The sequence below is a fragment of the Ancylobacter sp. GW821-FHT10E12 genome, from assembly GCF_058809335.1.
On the sequence record NZ_JBXASN010000024.1, the window covers coordinates 23,825 to 41,280 of the forward strand.

Consider the following 17,456-nt stretch of genomic DNA (forward strand, 5'->3'; position numbering starts at 1 on the left):
GGAACCGCCGGAATGCGGCGCTCCGGCGCGGTGACGAGGCCGAGCCCGCCCTCGTCACGGCCTCCCGGTCAACGCTCCCGGTCAACGCTCCCGATCACTGCCCCCGGCCGGCGCGGGCGGCGAAGCGCACCGCCTCTTCCCCGGCACGGAACAGCGCCTTGGCCTTGTTGACGCATTCCTGGTGCTCGTTCTCGGGCAGCGAGTCGTAGACGATGCCGGCGCCGGCCTGCACATGCATCTGGCCGTCCTTCACCACCGCGGTGCGCAGCACGATGCAGGTGTCCATCTCGCCGTCGGCGCCGAAATAGCCGATGGCGCCGGCATAGATGCCGCGCTTGTCGCGCTCCAGCTCGTCGATGATCTCCATCGCCCGCACTTTCGGCGCGCCCGACACCGTCCCGGCCGGGAAGCCGGCGGCCAGCGCGTCGAGCGCGTCGCGGCGCGGGTCGAGGTCGCCCTCGACATTGGAGACGATGTGCATCACCTGGCTGTAGCGCTCGATGAAGAAGCTCTCCGTCACCTCCACCGTGCCGATGGCGGCGACGCGGCCGACATCGTTGCGGCCGAGGTCGAGCAGCATGAGGTGCTCGGCGCGCTCCTTGGGGTCGGCGAGCAGCTCCTCCTCCAGCGCCTTGTCCTCCTGCGGCGTGGCGCCGCGACGGCGGGTGCCGGCGATCGGGCGGATGGTGACGGTGTTGTCGCGCAGCCGCACCAGGATTTCCGGCGAGGAGCACACCAGCGAGAAGCCGCCGAAGTTGAAATAGACCAGGAACGGCGCCGGGTTGATGCGCCTGAGCGCCCGGTAGAGCGAGAAGGGCGGCAGCGTGAACGGCGCGTCGAAGCGCTGGGACAGCACCACCTGGAAGATGTCGCCGGCGCGGATATATTCCTTCGCCCGCTCCACCATCGCCAGATACTGGTCCGGCGGCGTGTTGGAGGTCGGCACCACCAGCTGGTGCAGCATGTCCTCGGCGGCCTGGGCCGGCAGGGCGCTGTCGAGCGCCTCGACCACGCGGTCGATCCGCTCGCGCGCGGCCTCATAGGCGGCGGCGGCGGGGACGCCGGCAGCGGGGCGCACCGGGGTGACCACCGTCACCTCGTCGCGCACCGCGTCGAACACCACCATCACCGTCGGGCGGATGAACACCGAATCCGGCACGCCGAAAATATCCGGCTTGGCCGCCGGCAGGCGCTCCATCTGCCGCACCATGTCGTAGCCGAGATAGCCGAAAATGCCGGCCGCCATCGGCGGGGCGCCATCCGGCAGGCTGATGCGCGATTCCTGCACCAGCGCCCGCAGCGAGACCAGCGGCGGCTCGGCGCAGGGTTCGAAGGAATCGTCGGGGAACTGCGCGGCCCGGCGGTTGATCTCCGCCCGGCCGTCGCGGCAGCGCCAGATCAGGTCCGGCTCCAGCCCGATCATCGAGTAGCGCCCGCGCGTGGCGCCGCCCTCGACCGATTCGAGCAGGAACGAGTTGGCGCGGTCGACGGCGATCTTGAGATAGGCCGAGACCGGCGTCTCCAGGTCGGAGACCAGCGTCTCGCTGACCACCTGCGCCTCGCCGCGCGCATAGGCGCTGGCGAAGCTTTCTGCGTCGGGATGCGGAGACATGACGGGCGTCCTCAGTTCACCGCTTCGTCGCGCGCGCCGACGATCTGGTCGAGCGCGGCGCGGTTGATGCGGGCGCCGAGATCGCTCTGCAGCTGCACCAGATATTCGGTCATCAGGTCGTTCTGCAGGCTCTGGCCGATATCGGCGATGATCTTGTCGTTCTGCGGCGCGCCCTCCGGCACGGTGACGCCGGTCACCTTGAACAGCAGCCGGCTGTCGCTGGGCCCGAGCGTGGTGCTGCCCACCGCGCCGTCGCGCGTGTCGAAGACGGCGGCGATGGCCTCCTGCGGCACGCCCTCGTTGGCGCGGCCGCGGCGCAGGCCGTTGGCGGTGCGCAGTTCGAGCCCGGCATCGGAGACGGTGAGGTCGAAGGCGGCGCCGTCCTCGACCTTCTTCTTCAGCTCGGCCAGCCGGGCGTCGAGCGCCTGGGCGGTCTCGTCCTCCTTCCAGCGCGCGAGCACCTGGGCGCGGGCTTCCTCGAAGGTGCGGTCGCGCGGGGCGGTGACGCCAGCGACCTCGTACCAGACATAGCCGGCATTCTGCGGCAGCGTCACCGGGTCGTTCTCGGCGCCGGCCTCGGTGGCGAAGGCGAGGCGCAGCACGTCGCTGCGGGCCGGGATCGCCGGAAGGGCGGCGCCGTTCGCGGCATTGCCCTGCGCGTCGACATCGAAGCTCTGCACGGCGAGGCCGGCCTTGGCGGCGGCCTCGGCGAGGGTGGCGCCGGCGGCGCGGTCATCCTCCACCTTGTCATAGGCGGCCATCAGCGCCTTGCGGGCGGCGTCGAGCTGGAGATCCCGGCGGATCTGGTCGGCGACCTCGGCGAGCGGCTTGGTGGCGCCGGGCGTCACCGCGCCGACATGCACGACCACCGGGCCGAAGCGGCCATTGACCACGCCGCTGGTGCTTTCCGCCGCCAGCGCGAAGGCGGCGTCGGCGATGGCGGAATCGATGATGTCGGCCTTGGTCACCGTGCCGAGCGTGGTGTCCTTCGCCTCCAGCTTGCGCTCGGCGGCGATGTCGGCGAAGGCCGTGCCGGCGACGATGCGGTCGGCGGCGGCCTGGGCCTCCTCGGCATTGGGGAAGACGATCTGGTCGATCACCCGGCTCTCCGGGGTGCCGAACTGCGCCTGGTTGGCGTCGTAATAGGCCTTCACCTCGTCGTCGGTGACGCTCTCCTTGGCGGCGAGCGCGTCCGGGGTGAGCACCAGCAGGTTGAGCGTGCGATATTCCGGGGCGCGGAACGCCAGCTTGCGGGCGTCGAAGAAGCCGCGCAGCTGCTCCTCGGTCGGCTCGGCGAACGGGCCGACATTTGCCGGGCCGAGGACGGCGTAGCTCACCGAGCGCTGCTCGGTCTCGTAGCGCTTCACCGCGTCCTTCAGCACCGCCGGCACCTCGATGCCGCCGGCGAGCGACTGGATCAGCTGCTGGCGCTGGGCGAGCCGGCGCTCGGCATTGACGAATCGGGCCTCGGTGAAGCCGTTGGCGCGCAGCAGCTGCACGAAGTAATTGTGGTCGAAGGCGCCGGAGGGGCCGAAGAAGGCCGGGTTCTGCTGCACCCGCTCGACGATCTGCGCATCGGAGACCGCAAGGCCGAGCTTCCGGGTCGCCTCGTCCAGCGCCGCCTCGCCGAGGCGCTCGTTCAGCACCTGGTCGGGAATGCCGAACGCGCGCGCCTGGTCGGGCGTCAGGCCCTGGCGCAGCTGCTGGGACACCTGCTGCAGGCGCTGCTGGTAGATCTGCTGGAATTCCGGCACCGTGATCTCGGTCGAGCCGATGGTCGCCAGCGTCTGGCTGCCGAAGCCGCGGAACACGTCCGCGATGCCCCAGATGCCGAAGCTGACGATGAGAAGTCCCATCAGGACCTTGGCGATGATTCCGGAAGCGCTCTTGCGCAGGGTCTGCAGCATCGTTGTTCTCGTTAGGCGTGTGCCGGCGAAGATCCCGGATTACGGCCCGGGTCGCGAAAAGCGCGCATCATAGGGACGGCGTGGGGGAGCCGCAACGCCGCACATGCGTTCATTTGCGCGCGTCGGCGGCGTCTGTTACGCGGGGAATGACAGGGTCCGAGGGGAGGGAATTCATGACGACGCGACGTCCGTTGATCGCCGGTAACTGGAAAATGAACGGGGTGCAGGCCTCGCTCGCCGAGTTCGAGAAGATGGTCGCCGCCTATGGCGAGGGGCTCGCCACCCGCACCGACCTGATGATCTGCCCGCCGGCGACGCTGCTCGCCGCGCTGGCCGCCGCCGCCGGAACCTCCGGCGTGCTGGTCGGTGCGCAGGACTGCCATGCCTATGTCGGCGGTGCCCATACCGGAGACATCGCCGCCGAGATGATCGCCGACGCCGGTGGCAGCGGCGTCATCCTCGGCCATTCCGAGCGGCGCGCCGATCATGGAGAGACCGACGCCATCGTCCATGGCAAGGTGAATGGCGCATGGCGTGCGGGGCTCACGGCGGTGGTCTGCGTCGGCGAGCACCGCCAGCAGCGCGAGCAGGGCGTGGCGCTCGACCTGGTGCGCGTGCAGCTCGCCGGCTCGATTCCCGACGGCGCGACGCCCGGCAATCTCGTCATCGCCTATGAGCCGGTCTGGGCCATCGGCACCGGCCTCACCCCGAGCATCGACGACATCGCCGAGATGCACGCGGCGATCCGCGCCGTGCTGGTCGCGCGCTTCGGTGAAGCTGGCGAGGGCATCCGCATCCTCTATGGCGGCTCGGTGAAGCCGGCCAATGCCCGCGAGATCCTGTCGGTCGCCGATGTCGACGGCGCGCTGGTCGGCGGTGCCAGCCTGAAGGCGGGGGATTTCATGACGATCGCCTCTGCCTATATGTAGGGCGCGCCGAAGGGTGCAGGGCGGGCGCGCACCATCGGGTTGGCGTTCGTCTTCGCCCTCGTCCGGCACCGCCTGTCGGACACGTCATCGAGCCTTGCGGCCGGCATGCTGGAAATGCGGTGCATGTTCGTGTAGGAACCCGACCAACTTTTACCGGCGGCGGCGTCTCGTCCGCGGCCGTTGCTGATTTGAAGGCGTCAGATGCAGACCGTAATCATCATCATCCACCTCATGGTGGTGCTGGCCCTTATCGGCGTGGTGCTGATCCAGCGCTCCGAAGGTGGCGGGCTCGGGATCGGCGGCGGTGGAGGCGGCGGCGGCTTCTTCAGCGCCCGCGGCACCGCCAATGTGCTGACCCGCGCGACGGCGATCCTGGCGGGGCTGTTCTTCCTCACCAGCCTGTCGCTGACCGTGCTGGCGGGATGGGGCCGTGGCCCGGCCTCGATCTTCACCACCCCGACCACGCTTCCCTCCGGCGCGCCCGCCGCGCCCGGCGGCAACGTGCTCGACCAGCTCAGGGGTGCCCAGCCGGCCCCGGGCGCCCCGTCGGCGCCGGCCGCTCCGGCCGTTCCCGGCGCGCCGCAGGTTCCGCAGTCGCAGTGACCGCGTAGCCGTGAGGCGGCGGCTTCCCGCCGTCGCATTCCGCACTTACCCACAGGCGGGGGTCGTCCGTACGAAGACGGCCCTCGTCGAATCGCGTTTTTGCAGCTAGAAACCCGACTCCATGGCGCGCTACATTTTCATCACCGGCGGCGTTGTGTCCTCGCTCGGCAAGGGGCTGGCTTCCGCCGCCCTCGGTGCGTTGCTGCAGGCCCGCGGCTACAAGACCCGCCTGCGCAAGCTGGACCCCTATCTCAACGTCGATCCGGGCACCATGAGCCCGTATCAGCACGGCGAGGTGTTCGTCACCGACGACGGGGCCGAGACCGACCTCGACCTCGGCCATTACGAGCGCTTCACCGGCCGCCCGGCCACGAAGCAGGACAACATCACCACCGGCCGCATCTATCAGGAAATCCTGAACAAGGAGCGGCGCGGCGACTATCTCGGCGCCACCGTGCAGGTGATCCCGCACGTCACCAACGCCATCAAGGACTTCATCCTGTCCGGCAACGAGGGCTACGACTTCGTCCTCGTCGAGATCGGCGGCACGGTCGGCGACATCGAGGCGATGCCGTTCCTGGAGACCATCCGCCAGGTCGGGCAGGAGCTGCCGCGCAAGCACTGCATCTATGTGCATCTGACGCTGCTGCCCTACATCCCCTCCGCCGGCGAATTGAAGACCAAGCCCACCCAGCATTCGGTGAAGGAGCTGCGCTCGCTCGGCATCGCGCCGGACATCCTGCTCTGCCGCACCGACCGCGAGATCCCGCGCGAGGAGCGCCGCAAGCTCGGCCTGTTCTGCAATGTGCGCGAGAGCGCGGTGATCGAGGCGCGCGACGCCGACAACATCTATGCGGTGCCCTCGACCTATCACGAGGCCGGGCTCGACACCGAGGTGCTGGCCGCCTTCGGCATCGAGCCGGCGCCCGAGCCGGACCTGACCCGCTGGCACAAGATCGAATCCGGCATCCGCAACCCGGAAGGCGCGGTGACGATCGCCATCGTCGGCAAGTATACCGGCCTGAAGGACGCCTATAAGTCGCTGATCGAGGCGCTGGCCCATGGCGGCATCGCCAACAATGTCCGCGTCAACCTCGACTGGATCGAGAGCGAGATCTTCGAGCGCGAGGACCCCGCGCCGTTCCTCGAGCATGTCCACGGCATCCTGGTGCCCGGCGGCTTCGGCCAGCGCGGCGCCGAGGGCAAGATCCGCGCGGCGCAGTTCGCCCGCGAGCGGCGGGTGCCCTATCTCGGCATCTGCTTCGGCATGCAGATGGCGGTGATCGAGGCGACCCGGAACCTCGTCGGCATTCAGGCGGCCAATTCCACCGAGTTCGGCTCGACGCCGGAGCCGGTGGTGGGCCTGCTCACCGAATGGCTGCGCGGCAACGAGCTGGAACGCCGCGGCCTCGACACCGATCTCGGCGGCACGATGCGGCTCGGCGCCTATCCCGCCGCGCTGGCCGAGGGCAGCCGCGTGGCGCAGATCTACGGCGCCGGCGAGATTTCCGAGCGCCACCGTCATCGCTACGAGGTCAATCTCGGCTATCGTGAGCGGCTGGAGGCCTGCGGCATGCTGTTCTCCGGCACCTCGCCGGACGGGCTGCTGCCGGAGATCATCGAATACCCGGACCATCCCTGGTTCATCGGCGTGCAGTTCCACCCGGAGCTGAAGTCGCGCCCGTTCCAGCCGCACCCGCTCTTCGCCTCGTTCATCGGGGCGGCGATGGTGCAGAGTCGGCTGGTCTGATCGCGCGGCCGCGGCCGCCAGCACAAGCGCGAGGAGATGCCCATGGCCCGCGGCCTCGATCACGTCGTGCATGTCGTCCGCGACCTCGAAGCGGCCGGCGAGCTCTACGACATGCTCGGCTTCACCGTCGGCGCCCGCAACCGCCATCCCTGGGGCACGCATAACCGCATCATCCAGATGCCCGGCTTCTTCGTCGAGCTCCTGGAGATCGTCGAGCCGGAACAGATCCCACCGCCGGGCGAGCACAGCTTCTCCTTCGGCGCCTTCGCCCGCGACTTTCTCGCCGCGAAGGGGCCGGGCCTGCCCTTCCTGGTGCTGGAAGGCCGCGATCCGGCGCGCGACAAGGCCGATTTCGACGCCGCCGGCTATGGCGGCTTCGAGCTGTTCCACTTTTCGCGCGAGGCCAAGCGGCCGGACGGCAGCGATGTCGAGGTGGCGTTCACCCTTGCCTTCGCCCGCGATCCCGCCTCGCCGCATGCCGGCTTCTTCACCTGTACGCAGCGCCGGCCGGAGAATTTCTGGGCGCCGGACCTGCAGCGCCACATGAACGGCACCCGCGGCGTCGACGGCGTGGTGCTGACCGCCGAGGACCCCGCCGCCCATCTCGACTTCCTGTCGACCTTCACCGGCACCGACTTTCGCCGGGCGGTGGAAGGCTGGCATCTCGCGGAGACCCCGCGCGGGCGGGTGGAGCTGATGAGCCCCGCCATCTTCGCCGAGCGCTTCGGCATCGCCGCGCCGGCCGGGCCGGGGCTGCGGCTGGCGACGATTCGCTTCGCGGTGGAGGACATCGCCCGCACCCGCAAGCGCCTCGCCGCCAGCCGCATGACCGCCGAGGAGATCGAGGGCGTCATCGTCGTCGGCCCCGCTTCGGCGCTCGGCGCCATGCTGGTGTTCGAACCGGCGGCCTGAGCCGCCCGTTCGCCAAAGCCTTAACGCGGTGGAAACCTCGCCTCCGGTCTAATGGCCGGATGATGGATGACGCCATTCAGGCAGCGGACATGCTCGCGTCCGACCGGCGCGAGGAGACGGCATCGGCCCGGCCGGCGCCGGTGCTGTCGCGTGCGCTGTGTTTTGCCCGCCGTCATCTCGCCGCCCCGCTGCTGCTCGGCCTCCTTGCCGCCGGCCTCGTCCACCAGGGCGTGGAGCCGCGCTATTTCGCTGAGGCGCGGCTGCGCATCGAGGGGAAAGCCGCCGAGCGTTTCGCCACCGAGGCGCGGCGCAGCCAGTTCCAGGTCATCACCTCGCGCGAATTCGCCCGCCAGGTGGTGCTCAGGGCCGGGCTGGTCGAGCGGCTGAACGCCCCTCGCGGGCTTTCCTCGCTGCTGCCGTTTTCACCCGCCTTCGCCGCCACCTCGTCGGATGAGGAGAGGGCGCTGCGCGTCATCGAGGACGAGTTGACGCTGTCGACCGCGCCGGACGGGCGCGCCACCATCGGCTTCACCGCGCCGGACGGGCGTCTCGCCGCCGATGTCGCCAATGCCTTCGGCGAATCCTATGTCGAGCTGCGCCGGGTGTTCGGCGATGCGCAGGCGCCGGCGGTCAGCCTGTCGCGCGCGCTGCCGCCGCGCCAGGCGCTCGGGCTGTCGCCGCTGCAATGGGGGCTGGGCGCCGGCCTGTTCGGCTTCGCGCTGACGCTGCTGGTGCAGTGGTCCTGGCGCCGCCGCCCACGGCCGGAGCCGGCCGCCGCCGCGCCGGACGCGGCGCCGGACCAGGTGCCGCAGGCGCCGCTCCAGCATCTGCCGTGGATCGGCTCGCAGGTCGAGGACGAATGCGAGACCCTGCCGCTGCATGCCCGCTCCCGGCTCGGCCGCGAGGGCGAGCTCGCCGACCTGTCGCGTCTGGTGCGCCTGCGCGGTGCGGCGGCGCGGCTGGTGCTGGTGACCGGGCCGTCGCACGACGCCGGCGCCGCGCATTGCGCGCTGGCGCTCGGCCGCTCGCTCGCCGCCTGCGAGAAGCGGGTGGTGATCGTCTGCCTCGACATCGCCGCCGAGGCGCTGTCCGAGCTCACCGCCGATCCGCGGGCGCCGGGCCTCACCGACCTCCTGTTCGGCGTGGCGAGCTTCTCCGACGCCATCCACCGCGAGACGCTGTCGCGCTGCCACGTCATTCCGCCGGGACGCGGCGCGCGGGAGGCCGACGGCCTCGTCTGCGCCGACCGGCTGGTCTTGATCCTGCGGGCGCTGGAACAGACCTACGACCACGTCGTGGTCGCGGCGCCGCCGCTCGGCGGCTTCGAGGAGGCCGGCCGCATCGCCGCGCTCGGCCCGACGCTGATCCTGGTGACGCAGCCCGGCGGGCTGGCGACCGACGCGGTGCAGGCCTTCGACGCGCTGGCGGCGCGGGGCTTCGGCGACATCGCCATGGTGACCTTCGCCGACCCGATGCCGGGCCGCCTACCGCACGCCGCCTAAGGCACCGCGAGCGCGGCGGGAAGCGCATAGCGGCGCAGCACGATATCCCCGACCATGTCCTGCAGCACCGGATCGTCGTAAAGCCCGGCCATGACGACGACCACCAGCTCCAGCTCGGGCACGATGTACAGGCGCTGGCCGCCATAGCCGACGCCGGCGATCCAGCGAAATTCCCGGCGCTCGACCAGCGACCGCCCGAGCCACCACTGGAAGCCGTAGAAATAAAGCTCCGCGCCCTGGATCTGCGGCTGGGTCGCCTCGTCGATCCATCGCTCGGCGACGATCGGCCGGCCCCGCCATCGGCCGCGGTCGAGCACCAGCTGGCCGATCCGGGCGACATCGCGCGGGCGCAGCCGCAGGCCGGACGCCGCATTCGCCGTGCCGTCCTCGTAGCGCATCCATTCGACGTCGCTTATGCCGAGCGGCCCGAACAGACAGTCGTCGGCGAGCGCATCGACCGGCCGGCCGGACGCCCGGTGCAGGATTGCCGCCAGCAGGCAGGTGAGGCCGCCATTATAGCTGTAGGCGGCGCCCGGCGGCCGGACCATCGGCTGTTCCAGCACGTAGCGGCAGCGGTCGGCGGCGTCCATCATCCGCCGCTCGCTATTGGCGGGATCGCCATAGGGAATCTGTTCGTTCCAGGCGAAGCCGGCCGACATGGTGAGCAGGTGGCGCAGGCTGATCCGCGATTTTTCCGGCGTGGCGAGATCGGCATGCTCGGGAAAGAACGACAGCGCCGGCCGGTCGAGGTCGTCGATCCAGCCGCGATCGACGCCGATGCCGAACAGCAGCGAGGTGACGCTCTTGCTGATCGAGCGCAGGTCGTGCCGCAGGCCGGCATGATAGGCGACCCGCCCGAGCGGGGTCGCGAAGGCGCGATCCTCGCCGGTGAAATAGCGTTCATAGGCCAGCCGGCCGCGGCGCAGCATGACGACGGCATGCAGGTTGGCCGCGTCCCAGTCCTCGAAATGCGGCGCCAGCCCCTTGAGGCGGGCGCCATCCATGTCCGCGGCCTCGGGCGGACCGGCGGGCCCGTCCTCATCCGGGCCGGCCTGGTCGATCAGTGTTGTCATCGCGGCGATCCGTTCCCCACAGGTGGCAGCACCCTGCGGTCCTGCGCCCGCCGCCAGCCTGTCCCGATCGCGGCCTGCCTGGCAACCCTCGGCAATCGCCGCGCGGCAACAGGTCTCGCGGCCGGTCCTGCGCGCCGGTCAGAGCGTTTCCGGCTTGCGGTCGTATTTCTGCATCCAACGGATCAGCTTCGCGGCCGGCAATACCCAGCCGACCCCCAGCACCAGATAGGCGAGGAACTGCCAGAAGCCGGGCAGGGTGGTGACCCGCCCCTGCGCCAGCGCCATGGCGCCGAGCGCCCAGACGATGACCAGCACGATCATCAGGCAGGTGCCGACGAGCTTGCGCAGCCGCGGCGAGCCGGCGGGCGCGGCCTCGCCCGTCGCGACGGTGGTCGCCTGTTCGCGGTGCGTCTTCCGGCTTGGGGCGGGCTCGGCCATCGTGCTCGTCTGTCCGATATGTGAAGTCAGGGACAATTCGCCCGGTTGTGCGGGCGCTGCTAGAGCTATATCCGCTCCCTCGCCGGGGTGAAACCCGCCCGGCGCGGAACGGCCGCCGGGCAGCGGGCCTGCGTGCCGGCGACGGGTTTGCGCGCCGGGCAACGGGCTTGCGCGGCAGGAGCGTGGACAGGAGCGTGCACATGAGCGCGAACACGGCCGTTTCGAGCGCCGCCGATCCCGCCGCCGCGCCGGCGGGCGACCGCCTGCGGCCGGTGCGGCTGTGGCTCCATACGGTGGCGGCGCTGATCGTGCTGATGGTGATCGTGGGCGGCGCCACCCGGCTCACCGAATCCGGCCTGTCGATCACCGAATGGAAGCCGGTCACCGGCATGGTTCCGCCGCTGAGCGAGGCGGCGTGGCAGGCCGAGTTCGACAGCTACAAGCAGATCCCGCAATACCAGCAGCTCAACCGTGGCATGAGCCTCGCCGAATTCCGCACCATCTTCTGGTGGGAATGGGCGCATCGGCTGCTCGGCCGGCTGATCGGCTTCGCGTTCCTGCTGCCCTTCCTGTTCTTCCTGTGGCGCGGGCTGATCAAGGGGCCGCTGCGCTGGAAGCTCGGCGGCCTGTTCCTGCTCGGCGGGCTGCAGGGGGCGGTCGGCTGGTGGATGGTGGCCTCGGGCCTCGTCGGCCGGGTCGATGTCAGCCAGTACCGGCTGGCGACGCATCTGACCCTCGCCTGCCTCATCCTCGCCGCGACGGTCGCGGTAGCCGACGGATTGCGTCCCGTCCGGCCGGGCACCGCGGCGGTCCCGCCGCCCGCGGGCGGGCGGGCGCTCGCCTGGGCGCTGTTCGCGGCGGTGGTGTTGCAGATCTTCCTCGGCGGCCTCGTCGCCGGGCTGGATGCCGGCCTCACCTATACGACCTGGCCGCTGATGGATGGCCATTTCATTCCGCCGGCGGACAGCCTGTTCGTCCAGCAGCCGCCGTGGCGGAACCTGTTCGAGAACGTGCTGACGGTGCAGTTCAACCATCGCATGACCGCCTATGCGGTGCTGGCGCTGGCGGTGGTCAACTGGCTGGCGCTACGGCGGGCCGGTGGGCCGGCCGCGGGCCGGGCGGCGCTTCTCGTCGGGCTGGTCGGCGCGCAGGCGATGCTCGGGATCCTGACGCTGATTCACCAGGTGCCGATCGACATCGCGCTCGCCCACCAGTTCGGCGCGACGATCGTGCTGATCGGCGTCACGCTGCACCTCAACCGCGCTCGCCATACGCCTCGCCCGCCTGCCTGACCGGACTGCCTGACCTCGGCGGGCATCGCCTACGGCACCACCTGCGCCTGCACGCCGGTGATGCGGCTCGTGCGCCGCCCGCCCAGCGCCCACAGGAAGTCCCTCGCGGAGGTGGCGCTGCGATCGGCGGAGACCGCGATGGTCGTGGACGAGCTGTTGAGCGGTATGGTTTCGCCGGCGACCTTTACGCCGACGGCGTTCTCGGGCACCGGGATTTCCTTCGCGCCTCTGACGGGCGTCGTCACCGTCTGCTCGTCGGAGCAGACGGGCGCGCCCTGTGCCTGCCGTTCGAGGAAGCAGACCGGCACGACGACATTGCCGGCGGCCGGGCTGGCATTGACGATCGATATGCTCGCGGAAACCGGCTGGCCTGCCTCGCTGCCCAGCAGGATCCGCGCGGGAACGGGGTTCTCCTGTGCATGGGCGGACCACGACAACAGGCTCGACGAGCGGCGCGCCTCGGGCTGGAAGCGGGCATCCTGCGCGCCGGTTATGGCATTGGATATCAACGCCGGAGCGGCTATGCCGGCGAAAAGTGCGCCTCGGAGGTTCTGTTCGCCCAAGGCCAGCGCAATTCCGCCGCCAATGACCGCATACAGCCCCAGCCCGATGAAGAATCCGAGCAGCGGCAGTTCCGTCTGCGGGTTCGTGACGAAAATCGACGCAAGCTTCATCAAAGTCGGGGAGACCCCGCCGAACGCTCCGAAGAACACGATAGGGAGGGACATGCGAATACCCTCATAGATTGTATTTAAATATGACGCAATCATAGGAGGCAAGCGCTGTCAAGGCTCGATGCCTGCTACTCCGCCGCGTCGGGGCGCTTCTTCAGCGGGCGGCGCGCCAGCACCTCGGCGAGGAAGCGGCCGGTATGGCTGCGCGGCGCCTTGGCGATTTGCTCCGGCGTGCCCTCGGCGACGATCTCGCCGCCGCCGTCGCCGCCCTCGGGGCCGAGGTCGATCACCCAGTCGGCGGTCTTGATCACCTCGAGATTGTGCTCGATCACCACCACCGAGTTGCCCTGCTCGACCAGTTCGTGCAGCACTTCCAGCAGCTTGGCGACATCGTGGAAATGCAGCCCGGTGGTCGGCTCGTCGAGGATGTAGAGCGTGCGCCCGGTCGCCCGGCGCGACAGTTCCTTGGAGAGCTTCACCCGCTGCGCCTCGCCGCCGGACAGGGTGTTGGCCTGCTGGCCGACATGGATGTAGCCGAGCCCGACGCGCGACAGCGTCTCCAGCTTCTCGCGCACCGCCGGAACCGCCTTGAAGAACTCGGCGCCCTCGTCGACCGTCATGTCGAGAACGTCGGCGATCGACTTGCCCTTGAAGGTGACCTCCAGCGTCTCGCGATTGTAGCGCTTGCCCTTGCAGACGTCGCAGGTGACGTAAACATCCGGCAGGAAATGCATTTCTATCTTGATGACGCCGTCGCCCTGGCAGGCCTCGCAGCGCCCGCCCTTCACGTTGAAGGAGAAGCGCCCCGGCCCGTAGCCGCGTGCCTTGGCCTCCGGCAGGCCGGAGAACCATTCGCGGATCGGGGTGAAGGCGCCGGTATAGGTCGCCGGATTGGAGCGCGGGGTGCGGCCGATCGGCGACTGGTCGATGTCGATCACCTTGTCGAGCTGCTCCAGCCCCTCGAGCCGGTCATGCGGCGCCGGCGGATCCGAGGCGCCGTTCAGCCGGCGCGCCACCGCCTTGTAGACGGTGTCGATCAGCAGCGTCGACTTGCCGCCGCCGGAGACGCCGGTGACGGCGGTGAACAGGCCGAGCGGCACTTCGGCGGTCACGTCCTTGAGATTGTTGCCGCGCGCGCCGACCACCCGCAGCATGCGCTTCGGGTCCGGCTTGCGGCGCTTCGGCACCGGCACGGAAAGCGCGCCGGTGAGGTATTTGCCGGTCAGCGAGGCGGGATTGGCGAGGATTTCCGGCGGCGTGCCCTGAGCGACGATGCGCCCGCCATGCACGCCCGCGCCCGGGCCGACATCGACGACATAATCGGCAGCGATGATGGCGTCCTCGTCGTGCTCGACCACGATGACGGTGTTGCCGAGGTCGCGGAGCCGGCGCAGCGTGCCGAGCAGCCGCTCATTGTCGCGCTGGTGCAGGCCGATCGACGGCTCGTCCAGCACATAGAGCACGCCGGTCAGGCCCGAGCCGATCTGCGAGGCGAGGCGAATGCGCTGGCTCTCGCCGCCGGACAGCGTGCCGGAGGCGCGCGCCAGGGTGAGATAGTCGAGGCCGACATCGAGCAGGAAGGCGAGGCGCTCGCGAATCTCCTTGAGGATGCGCACCGCGATCTCGTTCTGCTTGTCGGTGAGTTGGCCCGGCAGCTCGGCGAACCAGCCGAGGGCATGACGCACCGAAAGCTGGGCCGCGTGGCCGATATGGCTGCCGGCGATCTTCACCGCCAGCGCTTCCGGCTTCAGCCGGTAGCCGTTGCAGGCGGCGCAGGGCACGGCGGAGAAATATTTGCCGATCTCCTCGCGCGCCCATTCGCTCTCGGTTTCCCGCCAGCGGCGCTCCAGATTGGTGACGATGCCCTCGAAGGTCTTCGATGTTTCGTAGGCGCGCACGCCGTCGTCATAGACGAAGCGGATGACCTCGCCGCCCGAGCCGTGCAGGATGACATTGCGCACCGTCTCCGGCAGATCGCCCCAGGGCACGGTGAGCTTGACGCCGTAATGGCGGGCGATCGCATCCAGCGTCTGGCCGTAATAGGGCGAGCTCGACTTCGCCCAGGGAGCGATGGCGCCCTGTTTCAGCGACCGCGTGCCGTCCGGCACGATGAGGTTGGGGTCGATCTTGCTCTCGTGGCCGAGGCCGTCGCAGGTCGGGCAGGCGCCGAACGGATTGTTGAAGGAAAACAGCCGCGGCTCGATCTCGGGAATCGTGAAGCCGGAGACCGGGCAGGCGAATTTCTCCGAGAAGACGATCCGCCGCGGCGTGCCGTCCTCCTCCGTCTCGTCGGCAAACTCCATCACCGCGATGCCGTCGGCGAGGCCGAGGGCGGTCTCGAAACTGTCGGCGAGGCGGCCGGCGAGGTCGGCGCGCACCACCAGGCGGTCCACCACGACGTCGATGTCGTGCTTAAACTTCTTGTCGAGCGCCGGCGCCTCGGCGATCTCGTGGAACGCGCCGTCGATCTTGACGCGCTGGAAGCCCTTCTTCTGGAATTCCGCCAGTTCCTTGCGGTATTCGCCCTTGCGCCCGCGCACCACCGGGGCGAGCAGGTAGAGCCGGGTCTTCTCCGGCAGCGCCAGCACCCGGTCGACCATCTGGCTGACCGTCTGGCTTTCGATGGGCAGGCCGGTGGCGGGCGAATAGGGCACGCCGACGCGCGCCCACAGCAGGCGCATATAGTCGTAGATCTCGGTAACGGTGCCCACCGTCGAGCGCGGGTTCTTCGAGGTGGTCTTCTGCTCGATGGAGATGGCCGGCGAGAGGCCGTCGATCTGGTCGACGTCCGGCTTCTGCATCATCTCCAGGAACTGCCGCGCATAGGCGGAGAGGCTCTCCACATAGCGCCGCTGGCCCTCGGCATAGATGGTGTCGAAGGCGAGCGACGACTTGCCGGAACCTGAAAGGCCGGTGAACACGACGAGGCTGTCGCGCGGAATCTCGAGATCGACATTCTTCAGATTGTGCTCGCGCGCGCCGCGGATGGTGATCGAGCGGGCATCGCGGCGCGACGGCTTCGGAAGATCCTGCATTCCTGTCTCTCAATCCCGACCCATAACGGCCCGACTCATGACGGTTCGCAACACAATGGCGCCCGTTCCCCGGCAACGGCATCGCCGCGATGGGGAGGGCACCCTGGGTGGCTGCATGGCGTCAAACATAGTGTCGCTGGGTCGAAACGTCATGGGGCTTGCGCCGCACTATGCACGATGATACGAACATAACAAGAACATTTTGAGCGCTGGCGATTGCCTGCCAAAAGTGTGGACGAGCGTGCTGCCTGTCCGGCGGGCGGCTGCGCATTGGTTTATGATGCGCCGCTCAAAACGGTACGGCGGATTTTGGAGGACGGAATGGCGGGCAGCGTCAACAAGGTGATCCTGGTCGGCAATCTGGGTCGCGATCCGGAAGTGCGGACCTTCCAGAATGGCGGGCGGGTGTGCAACCTGCGCATCGCCACCTCGGAGACATGGCGCGACAAGGCCTCGGGCGAGCGCCGCGAGCGCACCGAATGGCATAGCGTGGTGATCTTCAACGAGAACCTGCTGCGTATTGCCGAGCAATATCTGCGCAAGGGTTCCAAGGTCTATATCGAAGGCCAGCTGGAAACCCGCAAGGCGACCGACCAGTCCGGCGGCGAGCGCTATTTCACCGAAGTCGTGCTGCGGCAGTTCCGTGGTGAACTCACCCTGCTCGACGGCCGCAGCGGTGGCGGCGAGGGAGCCGGCGGCGGCGACGATTACGGCGCAGGCAGCGATTTCGGTTCGGGTGGCGGCTTCGGCGGCGGTTCGTCGGCACGGGGCTCGTTCGGCGGCGGCGAACGCAAGCCGGCGGCGGCAGCGGGCGGCGGTGCTGGCGGCGCTGGCGGCGGCCGCTTCGGCGGCGGGAGCAGCAGCAACGATATCGACGACGAGATTCCGTTCTGAGGACGGGCGCTGCGCCCGTCAGAGGCCGAACGACGTCTTCACCCCATCGATGACGAATTGGACGGCGAGGGCGGCGAGAATGACGCCGAGCAGCCGGGTGAGAATGGCGTTGCCGGTAATGCCGAGCAGGCGGTTCACCCGCTCGGCGGCAAGATAGACCGCGAGGCAGGAGGCGATCACCAGCAGGGTGATCGTGAACAGGGCGCCGAGCCGGGCCGGATCGCCGCTTGCCTCGCCGGCGAGCAGCATCATCGCGGTGATGGCGCCGGGCCCGGCCATCAGCGGAATGGCGAGCGGGAACACCGCGAGATTGTGCAGCAGGTGCTCGCGCATGGCGGCCTCGGTGGCGTCGGTCTTGCGCTCGCTGCGCCGGCCGAACACCATCTCGAACGAGATGGCGAAGAGCAGCAGCCCGCCGGCGATGCGGAACGCCGGCAAGGTGATCCCGAGCGCATGCAGCAGCGGCGCGCCGACGAGGCCGAACAGCACCATGATCGCCAGCGCAATCGCCGAGGCCCGCCAGGCGACGTGGCTGCGCTCCTCGGGCGACAGGCCGCTGGTCACCGCCAGGAACAGCGGCGCCAGGCCGATCGGGTCGATGACCACCAGCATCGTCACCGCCGCCGAGGTGACAAATTCGAGCATCCCCGACCCCCTCTGCCGACGCGCCACGCGTCCCGCGGCTACCGCTGACCCAGGGCATCATCCTACGCGCAGGGCAGGAAAGGGAAGGTAATTCGGGGCGTTTCGGCCATGGTTCCGCCACCTTTCGAGGCCGCTCGGAATTGCTCCGTGCAATCCCTTGATAACAATGAGGAATTCGGGGCCTTCCGCG

General features: G+C 69.4%; 14 protein-coding genes. 7 read left to right on the forward strand and 7 right to left on the reverse strand.

Annotated elements, in window-relative coordinates; all coding sequences use genetic code 11:
- Positions 1-94: 94 nt before the first annotated feature.
- Together trpE and AC1RU4_RS24225 are read right to left on the reverse strand one after the other, a co-directional pair.
- Positions 95-1,612, reverse strand: coding sequence for an anthranilate synthase component I (gene trpE / locus AC1RU4_RS24220; RefSeq protein WP_492894066.1), 1,518 nt, complete (start codon positions 1,610-1,612; stop codon positions 95-97).
- An 11-nt stretch (positions 1,613-1,623) separates the two neighbouring features.
- Positions 1,624-3,519, reverse strand: coding sequence for a peptidylprolyl isomerase (locus AC1RU4_RS24225; RefSeq protein ID WP_492894068.1), 1,896 nt, complete (start codon positions 3,517-3,519; stop codon positions 1,624-1,626).
- 173 nt (positions 3,520-3,692) lie between these two features.
- Here AC1RU4_RS24225 and tpiA point away from each other — a divergent pair, with 173 nt between their 5' ends.
- The 5 genes from tpiA (at position 3,693) to AC1RU4_RS24250 (ending at position 9,215) form a co-directional block, all read left to right on the forward strand.
- Entirely contained in the window at positions 3,693-4,448 is a 756-nt protein-coding gene (gene tpiA, locus AC1RU4_RS24230; RefSeq protein WP_492894070.1) for a triose-phosphate isomerase, read from the forward strand.
- A gap of 201 nt (positions 4,449-4,649) precedes the next feature.
- Positions 4,650-5,051, forward strand: a complete 402-nt coding sequence (gene secG, locus AC1RU4_RS24235) for a preprotein translocase subunit SecG (RefSeq protein ID WP_492894072.1) — start codon at positions 4,650-4,652, stop codon at positions 5,049-5,051.
- Between the two features lie 121 nt (positions 5,052-5,172).
- Positions 5,173-6,801: a CTP synthase gene (gene pyrG / locus AC1RU4_RS24240; protein WP_492894074.1), complete on the forward strand. Its 1,629-nt coding sequence runs from the start codon at positions 5,173-5,175 to the stop codon at positions 6,799-6,801.
- A 42-nt stretch (positions 6,802-6,843) separates the two neighbouring features.
- Positions 6,844-7,713, forward strand: a complete 870-nt coding sequence (locus tag AC1RU4_RS24245) for a VOC family protein (protein ID WP_492894076.1) — start codon at positions 6,844-6,846, stop codon at positions 7,711-7,713.
- Positions 7,714-7,802: 89 nt separating this feature from the next.
- The gene (locus AC1RU4_RS24250; protein ID WP_492894078.1) at positions 7,803-9,215 is read left to right on the forward strand and encodes a tyrosine-protein kinase family protein; all 1,413 of its coding nucleotides are present in this window, start codon (positions 7,803-7,805) and stop codon (positions 9,213-9,215) included.
- On the opposite strand, the gene AC1RU4_RS24255 is transcribed toward AC1RU4_RS24250, so the two are convergent.
- A complete protein-coding gene (locus tag AC1RU4_RS24255) occupies positions 9,212-10,288 on the reverse strand; it encodes a serine hydrolase domain-containing protein (protein WP_492894080.1) in 1,077 nt (358 codons plus the stop codon). The two genes, AC1RU4_RS24250 and AC1RU4_RS24255, sit on opposite strands and share 4 nt — an antisense overlap.
- A gap of 138 nt (positions 10,289-10,426) precedes the next feature.
- Positions 10,427-10,726 carry a DUF2842 domain-containing protein gene (locus AC1RU4_RS24260; protein WP_492894082.1) on the reverse strand — a complete coding sequence of 100 codons (300 nt, stop codon included), beginning with the start codon at positions 10,724-10,726 and terminating at the stop codon, positions 10,427-10,429.
- A gap of 200 nt (positions 10,727-10,926) precedes the next feature.
- Between AC1RU4_RS24260 and AC1RU4_RS24265 the strand changes: the two genes are divergently transcribed.
- Positions 10,927-12,018, forward strand: coding sequence for a COX15/CtaA family protein (locus AC1RU4_RS24265; protein ID WP_492894084.1), 1,092 nt, complete (start codon positions 10,927-10,929; stop codon positions 12,016-12,018).
- 29 nt (positions 12,019-12,047) lie between these two features.
- Here AC1RU4_RS24265 and AC1RU4_RS24270 read toward each other — a convergent pair whose 3' ends face one another.
- Positions 12,048-12,746 (reverse strand): hypothetical protein, encoded by a 699-nt coding sequence (locus tag AC1RU4_RS24270; RefSeq protein WP_492894086.1) that lies wholly within the window; start codon positions 12,744-12,746, stop codon positions 12,048-12,050.
- Positions 12,747-12,820: 74 nt separating this feature from the next.
- A complete protein-coding gene (gene uvrA / locus AC1RU4_RS24275; RefSeq protein ID WP_492894088.1) occupies positions 12,821-15,727 on the reverse strand; it encodes an excinuclease ABC subunit UvrA in 2,907 nt (968 codons plus the stop codon).
- Between the two features lie 321 nt (positions 15,728-16,048).
- On the opposite strand from uvrA, the gene ssb reads away from it, so the two are divergent.
- A complete protein-coding gene (gene ssb / locus AC1RU4_RS24280; RefSeq protein WP_492894090.1) occupies positions 16,049-16,621 on the forward strand; it encodes a single-stranded DNA-binding protein in 573 nt (190 codons plus the stop codon).
- Between the two features lie 18 nt (positions 16,622-16,639).
- Here the strand turns inward: ssb and AC1RU4_RS24285 are convergent, their stop codons facing one another.
- Positions 16,640-17,266, reverse strand: coding sequence for a MarC family protein (locus AC1RU4_RS24285; RefSeq protein ID WP_492894092.1), 627 nt, complete (start codon positions 17,264-17,266; stop codon positions 16,640-16,642).
- Positions 17,267-17,456: the final 190 nt, after the last annotated feature.